The organism is Streptomyces sp. NPDC048612 (assembly GCF_043199295.1).
In the GTDB taxonomy this organism is placed as follows: Bacteria; Actinomycetota; Actinomycetes; order Streptomycetales; family Streptomycetaceae; genus Streptomyces.
Genome location: NZ_JBICVV010000031.1, coordinates 1 through 17,220, shown reverse-complemented (window position 1 = coordinate 17,220; position 17,220 = coordinate 1). Strand labels below are relative to the sequence as shown.

Here is a 17,220-nt window from a genome sequence, read left to right as displayed (position 1 = left end):
CCCGTACCCGGACCTCTCCTCCAGGACCCCTCATGTTCCGTACCGCCCTGCGCAACGTGCTTGCGCACAAGGCCCGGCTGCTGATGACCGTCCTCGCCGTCATGCTCGGCGTCGCCTTCGTCTCCGGCACCCTGGTCTTCACCTCGACCCTCTCCGACGCCTTCCGCAACAGCTCCCAGAAGAGCTTCGAGAACGTCGACGTCACCCTCCACGCGCCGTCGGGCGACGCCTCGTCCGACGCCGCGGGCACGTCCCCGCAACTCGACCGCCCGCTGCTCGACACGGTGGCCAAGGTGCCCGGCGCCGCCACCACCATCGGCCTCGTCGACGGCTACACCGCCATCGCCGACAAGCACGACAAGCTGATCGGCTCCGGCTTCTCGACCCGCGGCAGCAACTACTTCCCCGGCAAGGACGGCAAGGACAGCCGCTACCCGCTGCGCGACGGCACCGCCCCCACGCGTGCGGACCAGTTCGCGCTGGACGCGCGGACCGCCGACCGGGCCGGCTACCGGGTCGGCGACACCGTACGGATCTCCGTCGACGGACCGGTCCGTGAGCAGAAGCTGACCGGCATCTTCACCACCGACGACGCCAAGGTCGCGGCCGGCGGCACCCTCGCGCTGTTCGACACCAAGAGCGCCCAGAAGCTCTTCCACCAGCCCGGATTCAGCGAGATCCAGGTCACCGCCGCGTCGGGCACCTCCCAGACCGCCCTCCGGCAGGCCATCGGGAAGGCCCTGCCCCCGGGCAGCGCCGAATCCATGACCGGCAAGCAGCTCGCCGACGGCCAGGCCAAGATGGTCGAGCAGCAGATGGAGGGTATGAAGACCGGGCTGCTGGTCTTCGCCGGAATCTCGCTCTTCGTCGGCCTCTTCCTCATCGCCAACACCTTCACCATGCTGGTCGCCCAGCGCACCCGCGAACTGGCACTGCTGCGGGCCGTCGGCGCCAGCCGCCGCCAGGTCACCCGCTCGGTGCTGATCGAGGCGTTCGTGGTCGGCGCGATAGCCGGCGTGACGGGCCTGCTGGCCGGAATCGGCATCGGCGCCGGACTGCGCGCGCTGATGAGCACCACCGCCGAGGCGGTGCCCGACGGCCCCCTGGTGGTCTCACCCACCGCCGTCCTGACCGCGCTGGGCGTGGGCATCGTCATCACCGTGCTGGCCGCCTGGCTGCCGGGCCGGCGCGCCGCGAAGATCCCGCCGGTCGCCGCGATGAACAGCGTGCACGCGGTCCCCACCACCAAGTCGCTGGTGGTCCGCAACACCCTCGGGGCGCTCTTCGCCGGCGCCGGCACCGCCGCGGTACTGGTCGCCACCGGCATGAAGGACGGCAAGGCCGTGATGGCCGTCGGGGCGGTCCTGCTGGTGATCGGCGTGTTCATCCTGACGCCGCTGCTGTCCCGCCCGCTGATCGCCCTGGCCTCCCCCGTACTGCGCCTGTTCGGCACCGCGGGCACCCTCGCCCGGCAGAACGCCGTCCGCAACCCGCGCCGCACCGCCGCCACGGCCTCCGCGCTGATGGTCGGGCTGACCCTGATCACCGGCATGACGGTGATCGCGGGCAGCGTGCAGAAGGGCATCGACAAACTCGCCAGCGAGTCCCTGAAGGCCGACTACGTCGTCTCCATGGACAGCCACCTTCCGCTCTCCCCCGAGGTGGCGAAGACCCTCAAGGACACCGACGGGGTCGTGGCAAGCAGCCCGATGCGCGAGGACGCCGCCCGGACGGACCGCGGCACGGAGCAGCTGACCGGCGTCGACGGCCGGAGTTTCGGCACCCTCACCCAGCTCCCCTTCACCGACGGCTCACTCGGCAGCCTGCGGGGCAACCAGGTCGTCGTGGACCAGGACACCGCCGAGTACAACGGCTGGCGGACCGGCTCCTCGGTCCCGGTGACGTTCCTCGACGGCAAGAAGACGACACTGACCGTCGCGGGCGTCTACCAGGGCAACGACATGTTCCGCGGCATCATCCTCGACAACGCCACCCTGGCACCCCACCAGAAGTCCGCCACCGACACGCAGGTGCTGGTCAAGATGGACGGCGGCGCCACCGACGCGCACAAGGACGCGCTCGCCAAGGCACTCGGCAACAGCCCGGCGATCACCGTCGCCGACAAGCAGGACATCTCCGCCGGCATCGCCAAGATGTTCAACCTGATGCTGAACATGCTCTACGGCCTGCTGGCCATGGCCGTGATCGTCGCGGTGCTCGGCGTCGTCAACACCCTGGCCATGTCGGTCTTCGAACGGTCCCAGGAGATCGGCATGCTGCGCGCCATCGGCCTGGACCGGCGCGGCATCAAGCGCATGGTGCGGCTGGAGTCACTGGTGATCTCGCTCTTCGGCGGGGTGCTCGGCGTCAGCCTGGGCGTCTTCTTCGGCTGGGCCGCCGGTGAACTGCTCGCCAAGGTGCTGCCGAGCTACGAACTGGTGCTCCCCTGGGGCCGACTGGCCCTCTTCCTCACCCTCGCCGCCGCCGTCGGCGTCCTGGCCGCCCTCTGGCCGGCCCACCGCGCGGCCAGGATGAACATGCTGGCCGCCATCAAGGCCGAATAGGGGGCGGAGGCCGGGCGGAGGTCCCGGGCGGGGCCGGCCGGGGCCTCCGCCCGGGGCCGCGGACACACTGCCCCGCTCCGCGAAGGGATTGCCGCGGCCGCCCTCTCCGCGACGGCTGGTCCCCACCTGCCCACTCGACGCCCCGCCCGCGACGGCGCTTCCCACGGCCGCATTTCCGCCCCCCGCCCCCACCCCCCGCCACCGGCCCTCCCCCCTTCGGGGGGAGGGCCGGTGGGGGCGGGGGAGGGTGTGTGGGTGGGGTGGGGGGGCTCGTCAGCGTCAGCCGCCCCACCCGCGCGTCCGCAGTGGCATCCCCGAGTCGCCGGTCTCCGGGGTCCGGACCGCCAGTACCTGGTTGACCCCCATCCGGTTCCGTTCGAAGGACAGTGCCGACGCGGCCATGTAGAGCCGCCACACCCGGGCCCGGCCCGGGGAGGTGAGCCGCGCCGCCTCGTTCCAGTGCTGCTCCAGATTGGTGACCCAGCTCCGCAGCGTCAGCGCGTAGTGCTCCCGGAGCGCCTCCACGTCCCGTACCTCGAACCCGGCCTCCTCCAGCTGGCCGACGGTCCCGCCGACCGGCGCCAGCTCCCCGTCCGGGAACACGTACCGGTCGATGAACTCGTCGACGTGGTACGCCTCCTCGTCCGCGACCGGCCGCCGGGCGATCTGGTGGTTGAGCAGCCGCCCGCCGGGCCGCAGACGGGCGTACAGAGCCGCCGCGTACTCCGCGTACTGGGTGCGGCCGACGTGCTCGGCCATGCCGATCGAGGAGATCGCGTCGAACGGCTCGTCGTGGATCTCGCGGTAGTCCTGCACCCGGATCTCGATGCGGTCGGCGAGCCCGGCCTCCGCGATCCGCTTCCGGGCGAAGGTGGCCTGCTCCTCGGAGAGGGTGATGCCGACCGCCCGTACGCCGTACTCGCGGGCCGCGTGCAGCACCATCGAGCCCCAGCCGCAGCCGACGTCGAGCAGCCGCTGCTCCTCGCGGAGGCCGAGCTTGCGGCAGATCAGGTCGAGCTTGTCGCGCTGGGCGTCCTCCAGGGTGGCGGCGGTGCCCTCGCCGGTGCCCCAGTACGCGCAGGAGTAGACCATGGACGGGCCCAGCACCAGGGCGTAGAAGTCGTTGCCGACGTCGTAGTGGTGGCTGATGGCCTCCTTGTCGCGCCGCAGGGTGTGCAGCGGTCCGCGGCGGCGGCGGAGTTCCTCCGCGGGCGGCGTCGGCGGGACCGGGGCGCCGGCCAGCGACAGCAGCTCCCGGGCGGCGGCGCGCAGCTCCGGGCGGGCCAGGGCGCGGAGTACGGCGGCGCGCCGCGGCCCGGGAGCGTCGGGGCGCTCCCAGATCAGTCCGGCGAGCCGGTCGAGCGCTTCGTAGAGATCGCCGTCGATGTCGAGGTCGCCGGCCACCCAGGCGCGGGCCAGGCCCAGTTCGCCCGGCTTGAACAGCAGCCGACGCAGGGCCCGGCGGTGGCGGATGACGAGGGTGGGGGCTCCCGGCGGTCCCGACTCGCTGCGGTCCCAGGCGCGGATGCGTACCGGGAGCGGGGCTCCCAGCACCTCCTCGGCGAGCTTGGTGAGCCGTCCAGCGGCATCGGCCATGTCGCACACCTCCGTGTTGACGAGTCGGGCGAAGAAGATTCACCCACCACGTAAACGCCAATGGGGCGCCCAGTTAGTCCCGTTCACACGCTAGAGAACCGCACACCGCCCGCTTTGCGCCAGAGTGGACACACCTCCGGACACGCCAAAGGGCGCCCGCCCCACGGATGGCGGACGCCCTTCGGGCTGGTCGGAGTAGCCGACCGGTGATTCAGGAAGCCTTGGCCTTGGGCTTGTCCCCGGCCTCGGCGGCGGTCGGCGGGGCCGGCGCCGGCTTGGCGGCCTCGTAGAACTCCTCGCGGGGGTTCTCCATGGCACCGAGCGAGACCACCTCGCGCTTGAGGAACATCGCCAGCGTCCAGTCGGCGAAGACCCGGATCTTCCGGTTGAACGTCGGCATCGCCATGCCGTGGTACGCGCGGTGCATGTACCAGGCGAGACGGCCCTTGAGCTTGATCTTCACCTTGCCCATGACGATCATCGCGACGCCCTTGTGCAGGCCCAGACCGGCGACCGCACCCTTGTTGGCGTGGCTGTACTCCTTCTGCGGGAAGCCCCGCATGCCGGAGAGCACGTTGTCACCGAGGACCTTGGCCTGCCGCAGGGCGTGCTGCGCGTTCGGCGGGCACCAGGCGTTCTCGTTGCCGTTCTTGCGGCCGACCATGTCCGGGACCTGGGCGTTGTCGCCGGCGGCCCAGATGTAGTCGGTGCCCTGCACCTGGAGGGTGGTGCCGGTGTCGACGTGGCCGCGCGGGCCGAGCGGCAGACCGAAGCGGGCCAGCGCCGGGTTCGGCTTGACGCCCGCGGTCCACACGATGGTGTTGGAGTCGACCTCAAGGCCGTTGTTGAGCTTCACGTGGCCGTCGACGCAGGAGTCCATGCCGGTCTTGAGGTAGACCTCGACACCGCGGCCCTCAAGGTGCTCCTTGCCGTAGGCGCCGAGCTTCGGGCCCACCTCGGGGAGGATCTTGTCGGCGACGTCGACCAGCAGGAAGCGCATGTCCTCGCGCTTCACGTTGTTGTAGTACTTCGCGGCGTCGCGGGCCATGTCCTCGACCTCGCCGATGGTCTCCGCACCCGCGAAGCCGCCGCCGATGAAGACGAAGGTGAGCGCCTTGCGGCGGACGTCCTCGTCGGTCGTGGAGTCGGCCTTGTCCAGCTGCTCCAGCACGTGGTTGCGCAGGCCGATGGCCTCTTCCACGCCCTTCATACCGATGCCGCTCTCGGCCAGGCCGGGGATCGGGAAGGTACGGGACACCGCGCCCATGGCGATGACCAGGTAGTCGAAGGGCAGCTCGTACGCCTCGCCGACCAGCGGGGCGATCGTGGCGACCTTGCGGTCCTGGTCGATGGTGGTGACCCGGCCGGTGAGGACCTCCGCCTTGGGCAGCACGCGCCGCAGCGGAACCACGACGTGGCGGGGGGAGATGCTGCCGGCAGCAGCTTCGGGGAGGAAGGGCTGGTACGTCATGTACGAGCGCGGGTCGACGACCGTGACGGTCGCCTCGCCGTACCGCATCTGCTTGAGGATGCGGCGTGCCGCGTACAGGCCTACGTACCCACCGCCTACAACGAGGATCCTGGGACGCTCCGTGGTGCTCATGCAATCGAGTATCCACCCCCACATGGGGGGTCGCTCGTGAGCCCCTTCACAAGCACGCCAGGGGCATCTGCTACACTCCGCCAGCTTCGTGACCGACGCCATAGTCCAATGCGGAACCACCCTATGCCGCGAGGCGTTGGAGACCCGCGTTGATCAGGCGTTGTTCCATCGTGACCGCCCGCCGGGCAGTCGGACCGCCGCTTCCGCGGGCGTGCCGCCGCCGCACTCGGAACCGCGCATTCTCCGGGTCGAGGGGGCCCGGAACCTTCGAATGAGGGTCGGACGATCAGATTGTTCGTCCAACGCGAGGCTTTTTCATGTGAAGGATTTCACGAACTTTCTCCTCTGAACCCTCCGCGGAGCCCTCCCGAGCCCCCTGAAAGCCGCTCAGACGCGCGCCCCGCCCACCCAAAAAGCCGGGCGGCAGAGGCCGTTGCCGACCCCTGCCGCCCGTCGCCCCCGCCGTCTCAGCCGGCGAGGCTCCAGGCGATGCCGTCCAGGGTTGCCCGCGAAGCGCCACTCGTCCCGCACGCCCCTTCCCGCGTGTACACGCTGACGCGTACACTGGCTGCATGACGGAAAGCACCGTGACAGTACGCGAGGCCCGCGCGCATCTCGCGGACCACATCAACCGTGCCGAGCAGGGCACACCTACGGTGATCACTCGCAACGGCGTGCCAGTTGCGGCCGTGGTTCCGATCGCGGACTTCGATGCGCTGGAAGAGGCCGCCGATGTACTGCTGGCCCGGGAGGCGGAAGCGGTCCTGGCCGAGGAAGGCCCGACCGTGACGATGGCCGAGCTGCTGGCGGACCTGTTTACCGAGCGCACCGAAGACGCGGCGTGAAGTACGCCTTCCGGTTCACCGCAGCTGCTCAGCGGCAGCTTCGAGCCATCGACCGGCCTGCCGCCATGCGCATCCTCGCCGCACTGACCGCGCTTGGCGACGATCCGTACCGCGAGGACGCCGACATCAAGAAGCTCACCGGCCCCTCGGGGCTCTATCGGCTCCGGGTCGGCAACTACCGGGTCGCCTACCAGGTCGAGGACGGCGAACTCATCATCCTCGTCGTCAAGGTCGGCGACCGGCGCGACGTCTACCGCAACATCTGAGAAACAGGCCACCGGAGCCCGAAGGCTCCGGTGGCCGCGCCGGGAGGGTCACTCGTCGTCGAGTGCCGCGTGCCAGGCGATGCCGTCCAGGATGTCGTGCTCGCTGACGACGACCTCCTGGGCGCCGCTGCGCTCCATGATCGACAGCAGCACGAGCGCGCCCGCGGCGATCACGTCGACCCGGCCGGGGTGCATGACCGGGATGGCCGCGCGCTCGGCGTGGGTGGAGGACAGCAGCCGGCCGGTGACCTCGCGGACCGTCGCCAGGGGAATCCGGGAGTGGTGAATGGCCTCGGAGTCGTACTGGTCCAGGCCCAGTGCGATCGCGGCGACCGTGGTCACCGAGCCGGCCAGGCCGACCAGGGTGGCCGCCTCGCGCAGCGGGACGGTCTCCTCGGCCCGGTCCAGGGCCGCCGAGACATCGGCCTTGATGGCGGCGATCTGGCCCTCGGTGGGCGGGTCGCTGATCTCTCCGCCGTGCACCAGATGGCGCTCGGTCATCCGTACGCAGCCGACGTCGACCGAGCGGGCGGCGCGATAAGAGGTACGACGCGCAGCGTCTCCAGGGAGGGCGGTGGTGGGCGACGGGTGGGCGGAGCCGAGGACGAACTCGGTGGAGCCGCCGCCGATGTCCACCACCAGGAACGGCCGCTCGTGGTCGGCGCGGCCGGTGAGCTCCTTGGTGGCGCCGTTGAAGGAGAACTCGGCCTCCTGGTCACCGGTGATCACCTCGGGCTCCACGCCCAGGATGTCGACCACGCCGCGGACGAAGTCGTCGCGGTTCTCCGCGTCGCGGGAGGCGGAGGTCGCCACGAAGCGGACGGCCTCGGCGCCGAGGCCCTTGATCACCGCGGCGTACTCCCGGCAGGCCGCGAAGGTGCGCTCCAGCGCCTCGGGTGCCAGCCGCCCGGTGCGGTCCACGCCCTGGCCCAGCCGGACGATCTGCATCCGGCGGTCGAGGTCCTTCAGCTCGCCGGTCGCCGGGTCGGCGTCCGCGACCAGCAGCCGGATGGAGTTCGTACCGCAGTCGATGGCGGCGACCCGCTTCACGTGGCGTCTCCTTCGGGGGCGTCCTGGGCTGGGGTGGTGTCCTGGCACGAGGTCACGCACGGGCCCTTCTTCCACCACTCCGGCAGCATCGCGAGGGCCTCGTCACCGAGCGGGTTGACGCCCGGCCCGGCCGCCAGCGAATGGCCGACGAGGACGTGCAGGCACTTGACCCGGTCGGGCATGCCGCCCGCGCTCGGGAAGCCCTGCAGCACCTCGATGGCGTCCCGCCGCCGGATGTAGTCCTCGTGGGCCGCGCGGTAGGCGGCAGCCAGCTCGGGGTCGGCCGCGAGCCGTTCGGTCATCTCCTTCATCACGCCGTTGGCCTCCAGCGTGCCGATCGCGGAGGCCGCGCGCGGGCAGGTGAGGTAGTAGAGCGTGGGGAAGGGCGTGCCGTCCTCCAGGCGCGGCGCCGTCTCGACGACGTCCGGCTGGCCGCAGGGGCAGCGGTGCGCGATGGCGCGCAGCCCGCGGGGCGGGCGGCCGAGCTGCTCCTTGAAGGCCGCGATGTCCGCGGCGGTGGGCTCGGTGGGCTCGGTCTGGGGCGGGGGCGTGTCCATGTGCGCTTTCGGTGAGGTGAGTGGTGTGGAGGGGGCGGTGCGGGCCGTCCGCTGTCGACAGTACGGGCTGCCGGCGGCCGGCGGTACGGGCGCCGGCCGGTCCGGCGGACGCGGCTCGTCCTAGCGCTTGTCGGCCGTGTCGACGGCGTCCCACAGATTCTCGTACCAGGGGCGCTGCGCCGCCCGCGCCCCCTTCGGTGCGGAGCCGGTGCCGGAGCCGTCCGGGACGATGTAGCCGGACTCGCCCGGTTTGACGTAGTGGAGGTGCCGGCGGGCCTGCTGGCGTACGTACTCCGGGTCCTGCCAGCGGGCCTTCTGCTCGCGCAGCCGCTCCAGGGCAGTCCCGGCGTCCTGCGCCTTGCGGCGCTGCTCGGCGATGTCCGACCGCTGGGAGACGTACTGCCTCATGGGGTACGCGAGGGCGACGACCAGGGAACACATCACCAGGGCCAGCAGGGCGGCACGGCCGGTGAGGCGGTTGCGGCGGGGCGGGCGGGCGCGGTAGACGCGGGCGGCGGCCTGCTCGCCGAGCGCCTTGAGTCGGGTCGCGGTCGAGAACCGGTCCGCGGGCACGTCGCCTCCCCTTCACTGACGGACGCCTGACTGCTTCAAGCAGGTACGTCCCCGGCAACGGTACGGGACCGTCGCCGGGGACGTACGGGGCGCGGGGCGAGTGCCTCGCCCGTTCGGCCCCTGCTGCCCTGTCCGGCCTGGCAGCGGGCCGCCTTCGTCAGCTGCCGTGGCGGAAGCGGGGGAAGGCGGAGCGGCCGGCGTAGACCGCGGCGTCGTCGAGGATCTCCTCGATGCGCAGCAGCTGGTTGTACTTGGCGACGCGCTCGGAGCGGGCCGGGGCGCCGGTCTTGATCTGGCCGCAGTTGGTGGCGACGGCGAGGTCGGCGATGGTGACGTCCTCGGTCTCACCGGAGCGGTGCGACATCATGCACTTGAAGCCGTTGCGCTGGGCGAGCTCGACGGCGTCCAGGGTCTCGGTCAGCGAGCCGATCTGGTTGACCTTGACCAGGAGGGCGTTGGCGGAGCCCTCCTCGATGCCGCGGGCCAGGCGCTCGGGGTTGGTGACGAACAGGTCGTCGCCGACCAGCTGGACCTTGGCGCCGAGCTTGTCGGTGATGACCTTCCAGCCGGCCCAGTCGTCCTCGAACAGCGGGTCCTCGATGGAGACCAGCGGGTAGGCCGCGACCAGCTCCTCGTAGTACTCGGTCATCTCGGCGGCCGAGCGGGTCTTGCCCTCGAACTCGTACGAGCCGTCCTTGTAGAACTCGGAGGCGGCGACGTCCAGGGCGAGCGCGATGTCCTGGCCGGGGGCGTAACCGGCCTGCTTGACGGCCTCCAGGATGAGGTCGAGGGCCTCGCGGTTGGAGCCCAGGTTCGGGGCGAAGCCGCCCTCGTCGCCGAGGCCGGTGGACAGCCCGCGCTCCTTCAGGACCTTCTTGAGGGTGTGGTAGACCTCGGCGCCCCAGCGCAGCGCCTCGGAGAAGGACTCCGCGCCGATCGGGGCGATCATGAACTCCTGGATGTCCACGTTGGAGTCGGCGTGCGACCCACCGTTGAGGATGTTCATCATCGGGACGGGCAGGACGTGCGCGTTCGGGCCGCCGAGGTAGCGGAACAGCGGGAGGTCGCTGGCCTCGGAGGCGGCGTGCGCGACGGCGAGGGAGACGCCGAGGATGGCGTTGGCGCCGAGCGAGCCCTTGTTGTCGGTGGCGTCCAGGTCGAACATGGCCTGGTCGATCAGCCGCTGCTCGGTCGCGTCGTAGCCGACGAGCTCCGGGCCGATCTGCTCGATGACGGCCAGGACGGCCTTCTCCACGCCCTTGCCCAGGTAGCGGTTCGGGTCGCCGTCGCGGAGCTCGATGGCCTCGAAGGCGCCGGTGGAGGCGCCGGACGGCACGGCGGCACGGCCGGTGCTGCCGTCGTCGAGGCCGACCTCGACCTCGACCGTGGGATTACCTCGCGAGTCGAGAATTTCGCGGGCTACGACGACGTCGATCGACGGCACGTTGTCTCCTTCGTGGGTGTCTGGCGTTCTGCGCATGAGCCTAACGGCCCCGGAGGTGTCCGTCGGTGCTTGGCCCGCTCCGTGGGACGGAAGACCCCGGAATGCTTACCGAAGTCCCAGTTCACGGGACCTTTCGGCACATTGTTCGCGGAACGGGGAATGCCGTGGGACGGCGCCGGTCGGCGGGGTGCCGCGGCGGGCACTCCGGGCGCGGGGCCGGGACACGAGAAGCCCCGCCACGGCGCGTCGGGGGGAAGTGCGCGCCGTGGCGGGGCTGGTCTCACGGAGGAAGGGGGCCCGCCGCTCGAACCCCGGAGTCCGCTGGGCGGGTGGCTCAGACGGTGAGCTGCTGGCCGGGGATGATCAGGTTCGGGTTGCCGCCGATGACCGACTTGTTCGCCTTGTAGACGGACTTCCAGTCGGCGCCGTGGGCCTTGGCGATCTTGGCGAGGGTGTCGCCCGCCTTGACGGTGTAGTTGCCCTGGCCGGTGGACTTGCGCTCGGCGGACCGCGAGGCACGGTCCTCGGACGGGGCCTTCTTGGGCTCGGGCTTGGCCGACTCCTGCTTCGGCGCGGACTCGGTCTGCGCGGAGGTGTCGACGTCGGCGGCGGGGCCACCGGCGGTCAGGTTGCCCGCACCGGCGCAGGACCAGGCACCCGGACCCTGGATGGCGAGGAGCTTCTCGGCGGCGGCTATCTGCTGGGACTTGCTGGCGAGGTCGGCGCGCGGCGCGAATTTGGTGCCACCGGCGGCGGCCCAGCTGGAGTTGGAGAACTGCAGGCCACCGTAGTAGCCGTTACCGGTGTTGATCGACCAGTTGCCGCCGGACTCGCACTGGGCGACCTTGTCCCAGGTGGCGACGGAGGCGGCGGAGGCGGAGGTGGCGCCCATCATCGGGACGGCCACGGCGGCACCGGCGACACCGGCGAGGGTGGCGACGCGGACGGCCTTGGAGGGACGACGGTGCTTGCCCTTGAAGATCAGCATGGTTCGTTCGTTTCCTCACCGACGCCTACGAGGTGAGCTGTCGGGTTCGGACTGATGAGTCGCCCGGCCGGGTGCGCGGAACGCACCTGGCTTCACCCCAAGCCGGTTGACCCGTTTTCACGGGCGGGGCCGGCACAAATCCTGGGTCCCCCGCTCCTGCCTTCGGCGCTTGCGCGTCAAGTGCCTTCGACCACCGGCAGGACTCGGCGTGTGATCGAAGGGCCCGCTTTGGCGAGCGGTCCTGACGTTAAGCAGTAATCCCCTTGGGGTTCAAACCCCACCATCTGGACCAAGTTGACCGTTTTTGATCGGGGCTTGGATGCATTTTCGCAGGTGGGGCCCGGTATGCCGGGGTTGGGCACACCGGACCCCTCCGGAGTCAACGAGACCCTTGTCTCACTTTCCCAAAAGAGGGCGAAGGGAGGCGAACTACCCTGCGTTCCGCCCGAGATCGAGCCGCTGGCCGGGCTGGATCAGGTCCGCGTCGGAGCCGATGACGCCCTCGTTGCGGTCGTAGAGCGCGGACCAGCCGCCGGACAGCCGGTGGGCCGCGGCGATGGCTGACAGGCTGTCACCCGGGCGCACCGTGTAGTCCCCGTCGGCCGCCGGGCCCGTACGGTGCGCGTCGCCGCCGCGTGAGGCGTGCCGGCCGGCGGACCGCCCGGCGTCGCCGTCCCCGGCGTCCTCGCCGTCCGCCCCACCGCGGTGCTTGCCCTTGCCGGGCACCTCACGCGGGGTGCCGGTGCCGTCCGTACGGCTGCCGCCCCCGGAGTGGTCGGCGTCCTCGGACGGGTCCGCCGCGGGGCCGTCGGACGGGTCGGCGGACTGCGACGGGTCGTCGTCACCTTGGCCGCTGTCCTGGTCACTGCCCTGGTCGCCGTCCCGGTCGCCGGACGGTTCCGGGCTCGTGGACGCGTCGCCGGGCTCGCCGGAGTCCGAGGCATCGGGCGAGGGCGTGGCGTCGGACGGCCGGCCGCCCGGCTCGTCGCCGGCCTTGTCGCCCGGTGCGTCGCCCGGCTCGTCGTGCCGTCCGGACGTGTCCGTGCCGTCGTGGTCGTGGGACGAACCGGTGTCCCAGGGGTCGAGGGAGCCCGCGGAGTCCGACGGGTCGGGCTCCGGGGTGCTGGTGCTGCCGGGGTCGACCTCCGGCGCGCGGCCGTCATCGGTCAGCCCGGCGTTCACCGCACAGCTCGGCCAGGCGTCCGGCCCCTTGTGGTCGAGGATCGACTCGGCGACCGCGATCTGCTGGGAGCGGCTGGCAAGGTCGGGGCGCGAGGCGTAGGCCGTGCCGCCGTAGTTGTCCCACATCTCCTGGGTGAGCTGCAGGCCGCCGTAGTAGCCGTTGCCCGACGCCGCGCTCCACACTCCGCCGCTCTCGCACTGGGCGACCTTGTCCCAGGTCGCGGTGTCGGCGGCCTGTGCGCCGCTCGCGGCGAACAGTGGCAGGGCGAGGCCCGCGCCGGTCACTCCCGCCGTGACAAAGATGGCCGGTGCCTGGCGGGGTCGACGGTGTCGGCCGTTCCCGGAACGCATGCGGATGCCTTTCGCGCGGCGGTTGAGTTGTCTCGACGAGCTCTTCGAGCTGCTCGACGGGGTCTCCGGCCGGCCGACGCACGCGAGCGGCACCGTTACACCGGTCCCCCACCTCACCGCTTCGACCGATCGAGTGAAACCTGTCGATCGTCGGGTCGAAAGGTAGCCGGGGTCCTGGGGAGTCACAAGTCGGTGTAGCACGGATCACGTAATGGTCACGCAGTTGACTCTGCGTCACATCCGACTTCGCCGCTGGTCAGGGCCGCTCCGGGGAGAACTCCACCGGAAGTGAACGGAGTCCGCGCATGATGAGCCCGCCCCGCCAGCGCACATCATCAGGTTCCACCGCAAGCCGGATGTCCGGGAGCCGGGTCAGCAGGGTCGCCAGCGCGCTCTGTCCTTCGAGCCGGGCCAGCGGCGCCCCCAGGCAGTAGTGGATGCCGTGCCCGTAGCCCAGGTGCTGGTTGTCACGCCGGGTCAGATCGAGCACGTCCGGCTCGTCGAAGCGGGCCGGGTCACGGTCGGCGGCGGCCAGCACCACCAGGACCGGGTCCCCCTTGGCGATCCGCTGTCCGGCGAGCGTCAGCTCCTCGGTCGCGAACCGCCAGGTCGCCAGCTCCACGGGGCCGTCGTAGCGGAGCAGTTCCTCGATGCCGGTGGTGAGCAGGTCGGTGTCGCCCGCCGCGATCGACTTCTGGAGCAGTTCCCGCTGGGCGGGGTGGCGCAGCAGGGCGTAGAGGCCGTTACCGATCAAGTTCACGGTCGTCTCAAAACCGGCGAACAACAAGATAAAGGCCATCGCGGCGACCTCGTTCTCGGTCAGGTGCTCCCCGTGGTCGGAGGCCCTGATCAGGGCGGAGATCAGATCCTCGTCCGGCTCGGCGGTCTCGCTCAGAGTCGCGCGCTTGCGGTGGATCAGCTCGGCGAGATAGCCGCGCATCTTCTTCACGGAGCGGGCGACGCCGCCGCGCGGGCCGCCGCCGTGCCGGATCATCATGCCCGCCCAGTCACGGAAGTCGTCCTGGTCCTCGCGCGGCACCCCCAGCAGGTCGCAGATCGCGTAGATCGGCAGCGGGAACGCGAACTCGTGGATCAGATCGGCCTCCCCGCGCTCGGCGAAGCCGTCGATCAGCCGGTCGGTCAGCTCCTGGACCCGCGGGGCGAAGGCGGCGACCCGGCGCGGGGTGAACGCCTTCGAGACCAGCCGGCGCAGCCGGGTGTGGTCCGGCGGGTCGATGTTGAGGAGGTGCGTCATCAGGTTGGCGCTGCGCTCCCCCGGGATGCCGACCTTGCCCTTGCCGTGCGCGGCCTCGCTGTGATGGGCCGGGTTCTTGGACAGCCGGGCGTCGGCCAGCGCCTGCCGCGCCTCCGTGTAGCGCGTCACCAGCCAGGCCTCGACGCCGCTGGGCAGCTCGGTCCGGTGCACCGGCGCATGCTCGCGCAGCCAGGCGTACGCGGGGTACGGGTCGGAGGCGAACTCCCAGGTGAACAGGGCGGGGGCGGGCCCGGCGGCGGGGCAGCCCGCGGGGGCTTCGGGGGCGGTGGTGTGGGGCTCGGCGTGCACCTTCCGACCGTAACCGCTGGGCGCACAACGGCGCGCCCGCGTACCGGCCGGGCCCTCCGCTACGCCGTGTCCACGCCCAGACCGGCCAGGAACGCCGCCGCCGCGGGCGAGGGGCCGAGGCCGCTCCACACCACCCGCTCGGTCCTCGCCGGCGCCGGCCGCACCCGCACGATGTGCAGCCCGGCCAGCTCGGAGGCGATGGCCTCCGGCACCATGCCGACGCCCAGCCCCGCCCGCACCAGCTTCGCCAGGAACTCGACCGTGGTCACCTCGAACGCCACCTCCGAGGTCAGCCCCGCCGCCCGGAACGCGTCATCGCGCTGCCGGCGGGCCGCGGACCCCGCCGTGAAGTCGACGAAGGTCTCCCGCGCCATCCGCGCCAGCGTGGTCCACTCCCGCTCCGCCAGCGGATGCCCCGACGGGACGACGCCGACCAGCTCACCGCGCGCCAGTTCCTTCTCCCGCACACCGACGGTCCGTGCCGCGGGCGCCAGCCCGACGAACGCGACGTCCAGCGCCCCCTGCCGCACCCGCTCGATGAGCTGGTCGCTCATCTCGGTCTGCAGACTGATCCGCACCTGCGGGCACCGGGTGCGGAAGGCGCCCAGCTCACGGGCGAGATCCACGGCCGCGACGGTGGAGATCGCGCCGACCGCGAGCCGCCCGCGCACCTCCCCGGTCGCCGCCGCGACCTCGGCGCGGGCCCGCTCGGCCGCCTCCAGCGCCTGCCGCGCGACCGGGACGAAGGCCTCGCCGGCCGCGGTCAGCCGGACGCTGCGGCTGGTCCGGTCGAAGAGCCGGGCCCCCAGCTCCTTCTCCAGCCGGGCGACCTGATGGCTGAGCGCGGACTGCACCACATGGCAGCGCTCGGCGGCCCGGGTGAACCCGCCGGTCTCCGCCACCGCCACCACGTACCGCATCTGCTGCAGCTCCATGGCCCGCACCCTAAGGGCTGTCCCGTAGCCGACATCGATCACGATTCACGATGGATGCGATGAAAACGATGTGTTGGACTCATTAATCTTCGGGCCGCAGGCTGGGACGTGCCCGCCGCCGCGGTGGCCGCGGGTGCACAAGGGGAGGTCAGTGATGGAAACCGAGCACACGGCGGAGCCCGCCCGGGACGCACCGGGGGCCGGGCCCGGCCTGGGCCGCGGCACCCTCCTGCTGATGTCGGTCGCCGCCGGACTCTCCGTCGCCGGCAACTACTTCGCCCAGCCGCTGCTGGACGTCATCGGGCGCGATCTGCACCTGCCGGCGGCCACCGCCGCGCTGGTGGTGACCGTCGCCCAGGTCGGCTACGGGCTCGGGCTGCTGCTCCTCGTGCCGCTCGGCGACCTGCTGGAGCGGCGCCGGCTGGCCGTCACCCTGACCGCGGCGACCGCGCTCTTCCTCACCGTGACGGCGAGCGCGCCCAACGCCGCCCTGCTGCTCACCGGCACCGCGCTGACCGGCCTCACCTCGGTCGCCGCCCAGGTCGTGGTGCCGTACGCGGCGACCCTCGCACCGCCCGCCGAGCGCGGCCGCACCGTGGGCACCGTCATGACCGGGCTGCTGCTCGGCATCCTGCTGGCCCGTACGGCCGCCGGGCTGCTCGCCGAACTCGGCGGCTGGCGCACCGTCTACTGGGTCAACGCGGCGCTGATGCTGCTGATGGCGCTGCTGCTGCGGCTCCGGCTGCCGGCCCTGCGCACCCCGGCCGGGCTGCGCTATCCGGCGCTGCTGCGGTCCACGGTGGCGCTGTTCGGCCAGGAGCCGGTGCTGCGGTGGCGCGGCGCGCTGGGGGCGCTGACCTTCGCGGGCTTCAGCGTGCTGTGGACGGCGCTGGCGTTCCTGATGTCCGGGCCGTCCTACGGCTGGCAGGAGTCGGCCATCGGGCTGCTGGGGCTGGTGGGCGCGGCCGGTTCGCTGGCCGCCTCGGCGGGCGGCCGGCTGGCGGACCGCGGCCTGGCGCACCGGGTCACCGGCGCGGCGGGCTTCCTGCTGCTGGGGTCGTGGGGCTTGCTGGCCCTCGGCGGCGCGGGCGGCGCCTGGTCACTGGCGGCCCTGCTGGCCGGGGTGATCGTGCTGGACCTGTCCGCGCAGGCGATCCACGTCAGCAACCAGCACCAGGTCTATGCGATCCGCCCCGAGGCCCGTAACCGCCTCAACTCCGCCTACATGACCAGCTACTTCGTCGGCGGCGCGGTGGGCTCGGCGCTGACCTCTGCGGTCTGGGGCCTGGCCGGCTGGAGCGGGGTGTGCGTCCTGGGGGCGGGGCTGGCGCTGGCCGTGGTGGCGCTGTGGGTGGCGGACCGCATACGGCGACGCCCCTCCGGCGGGGGCCGGGCGGGGCGGAGGCAGGCGGCCACCGCCGAGGCTCCGGCGGCGTCGCTCACGTCCTGACGGGCGGTGTCATCCGCACTGTGCGCCCGGTGCCGACCGCACAGGGCCGCTGCCGGGCTGCCTTCACGAAGTGCCGGGAGGGCTTCAGGGCCGCTTGAGAACTTCCGTCACCGCGGCGGGGGGGGGGGCCCCCCCCCCCCCGGGGGGGCGGCCCCCCCCCCCCCGGGGGGGGGGCGGGGGCGGGGGGGGGGGGGCGCCCCCGCCGCGCGGGGGGCACCCGGGACCGCCGGGGGGCCCGCACCCCCGGCGGGG

General features: G+C 72.1%; 14 protein-coding genes and 1 riboswitch. Of the genes, 4 read left to right on the top strand and 10 right to left on the bottom strand.

Going from position 1 to position 17,220, the window contains the following annotated elements; genetic code table 11:
- Positions 1-32 precede the first annotated feature (32 nt).
- Positions 33-2,564 (top strand): ABC transporter permease, encoded by a 2,532-nt coding sequence (locus tag ACGFN2_RS32400; RefSeq protein WP_393366298.1) that lies wholly within the window; start codon positions 33-35, stop codon positions 2,562-2,564.
- Between the two features lie 279 nt (positions 2,565-2,843).
- On the opposite strand, the gene ACGFN2_RS32395 is transcribed toward ACGFN2_RS32400, so the two are convergent.
- A complete protein-coding gene (locus ACGFN2_RS32395; RefSeq protein ID WP_393366296.1) occupies positions 2,844-4,160 on the bottom strand; it encodes a class I SAM-dependent methyltransferase in 1,317 nt (438 codons plus the stop codon).
- A gap of 211 nt (positions 4,161-4,371) precedes the next feature.
- The gene (locus ACGFN2_RS32390) at positions 4,372-5,763 is read right to left on the bottom strand and encodes an NAD(P)/FAD-dependent oxidoreductase (RefSeq protein WP_362608866.1); all 1,392 of its coding nucleotides are present in this window, start codon (positions 5,761-5,763) and stop codon (positions 4,372-4,374) included.
- A 572-nt stretch (positions 5,764-6,335) separates the two neighbouring features.
- Between ACGFN2_RS32390 and ACGFN2_RS32385 the strand changes: the two genes are divergently transcribed.
- Positions 6,336-6,608 carry a type II toxin-antitoxin system Phd/YefM family antitoxin gene (locus tag ACGFN2_RS32385; protein ID WP_393366294.1) on the top strand — a complete coding sequence of 91 codons (273 nt, stop codon included), beginning with the start codon at positions 6,336-6,338 and terminating at the stop codon, positions 6,606-6,608.
- The gene (locus ACGFN2_RS32380; protein ID WP_362608870.1) at positions 6,605-6,874 is read left to right on the top strand and encodes a type II toxin-antitoxin system RelE/ParE family toxin; all 270 of its coding nucleotides are present in this window, start codon (positions 6,605-6,607) and stop codon (positions 6,872-6,874) included. Before ACGFN2_RS32385 ends, ACGFN2_RS32380 begins: the two co-directional genes overlap by 4 nt.
- Before the next feature lie 48 nt (positions 6,875-6,922).
- Here the strand turns inward: ACGFN2_RS32380 and ACGFN2_RS32375 are convergent, their stop codons facing one another.
- The 8 genes from ACGFN2_RS32375 to ACGFN2_RS32340 all read right to left on the bottom strand — a co-directional run bounded on the left by ACGFN2_RS32375 (position 6,923) and on the right by ACGFN2_RS32340 (position 15,518).
- Complete coding sequence (locus ACGFN2_RS32375; protein WP_393366291.1) at positions 6,923-7,924, bottom strand: exopolyphosphatase; 1,002 nt, start codon at positions 7,922-7,924, stop codon at positions 6,923-6,925.
- On the bottom strand, positions 7,921-8,481 hold the full coding sequence (locus tag ACGFN2_RS32370; protein WP_362608873.1) for a DUF501 domain-containing protein: 561 nt from the start codon (positions 8,479-8,481) through the stop codon (positions 7,921-7,923). Before ACGFN2_RS32370 ends, ACGFN2_RS32375 begins: the two co-directional genes overlap by 4 nt.
- Positions 8,482-8,601: 120 nt before the next feature.
- Positions 8,602-9,054, bottom strand: coding sequence for a septum formation initiator family protein (locus ACGFN2_RS32365; RefSeq protein WP_362608875.1), 453 nt, complete (start codon positions 9,052-9,054; stop codon positions 8,602-8,604).
- 157 nt (positions 9,055-9,211) lie between these two features.
- Positions 9,212-10,534 (bottom strand): phosphopyruvate hydratase, encoded by a 1,323-nt coding sequence (gene eno, locus ACGFN2_RS32360; protein WP_393366288.1) that lies wholly within the window; start codon positions 10,532-10,534, stop codon positions 9,212-9,214.
- Positions 10,535-10,832: 298 nt separating this feature from the next.
- Entirely contained in the window at positions 10,833-11,486 is a 654-nt protein-coding gene (locus ACGFN2_RS32355; protein ID WP_362608878.1) for a transglycosylase family protein, read from the bottom strand.
- A 7-nt stretch (positions 11,487-11,493) separates the two neighbouring features.
- Positions 11,494-11,664, bottom strand: a riboswitch (cyclic di-AMP (ydaO/yuaA leader).
- Between the two features lie 251 nt (positions 11,665-11,915).
- Positions 11,916-12,953: a transglycosylase family protein gene (locus ACGFN2_RS32350; RefSeq protein ID WP_393366286.1), complete on the bottom strand. Its 1,038-nt coding sequence runs from the start codon at positions 12,951-12,953 to the stop codon at positions 11,916-11,918.
- A gap of 322 nt (positions 12,954-13,275) precedes the next feature.
- Positions 13,276-14,583: a cytochrome P450 gene (locus tag ACGFN2_RS32345; protein WP_362608880.1), complete on the bottom strand. Its 1,308-nt coding sequence runs from the start codon at positions 14,581-14,583 to the stop codon at positions 13,276-13,278.
- Positions 14,584-14,642: 59 nt separating this feature from the next.
- A complete protein-coding gene (locus ACGFN2_RS32340) occupies positions 14,643-15,518 on the bottom strand; it encodes a LysR family transcriptional regulator (protein WP_393366284.1) in 876 nt (291 codons plus the stop codon).
- Between the two features lie 154 nt (positions 15,519-15,672).
- Here ACGFN2_RS32340 and ACGFN2_RS32335 point away from each other — a divergent pair, with 154 nt between their 5' ends.
- Positions 15,673-16,968, top strand: a complete 1,296-nt coding sequence (locus ACGFN2_RS32335) for an MFS transporter (protein WP_362608884.1) — start codon at positions 15,673-15,675, stop codon at positions 16,966-16,968.
- Positions 16,969-17,220: the final 252 nt, after the last annotated feature.

Bases quoted from the DNA above. Each gene is read 5' to 3' on its own strand.
- ACGFN2_RS32335 (WP_362608884.1), top strand. From the start codon at position 15,673: ATGGAAACCGAGCACACGGCGGAGCCCGCCCGGGACGCACCGGGGGCC.
- ACGFN2_RS32355 (WP_362608878.1), bottom strand. From the start codon at position 11,486: ATGCTGATCTTCAAGGGCAAGCACCGTCGTCCCTCCAAGGCCGTCCGC.
- ACGFN2_RS32390 (WP_362608866.1), bottom strand. From the start codon at position 5,763: ATGAGCACCACGGAGCGTCCCAGGATCCTCGTTGTAGGCGGTGGGTAC.
- ACGFN2_RS32395 (WP_393366296.1), bottom strand. From the start codon at position 4,160: ATGGCCGATGCCGCTGGACGGCTCACCAAGCTCGCCGAGGAGGTGCTG.
- ACGFN2_RS32340 (WP_393366284.1), bottom strand. From the start codon at position 15,518: ATGGAGCTGCAGCAGATGCGGTACGTGGTGGCGGTGGCGGAGACCGGC.
- ACGFN2_RS32385 (WP_393366294.1), top strand. From the start codon at position 6,336: ATGACGGAAAGCACCGTGACAGTACGCGAGGCCCGCGCGCATCTCGCG.
- ACGFN2_RS32370 (WP_362608873.1), bottom strand. From the start codon at position 8,481: ATGGACACGCCCCCGCCCCAGACCGAGCCCACCGAGCCCACCGCCGCG.
- ACGFN2_RS32400 (WP_393366298.1), top strand. From the start codon at position 33: ATGTTCCGTACCGCCCTGCGCAACGTGCTTGCGCACAAGGCCCGGCTG.
- eno (WP_393366288.1), bottom strand. From the start codon at position 10,534: ATGCGCAGAACGCCAGACACCCACGAAGGAGACAACGTGCCGTCGATC.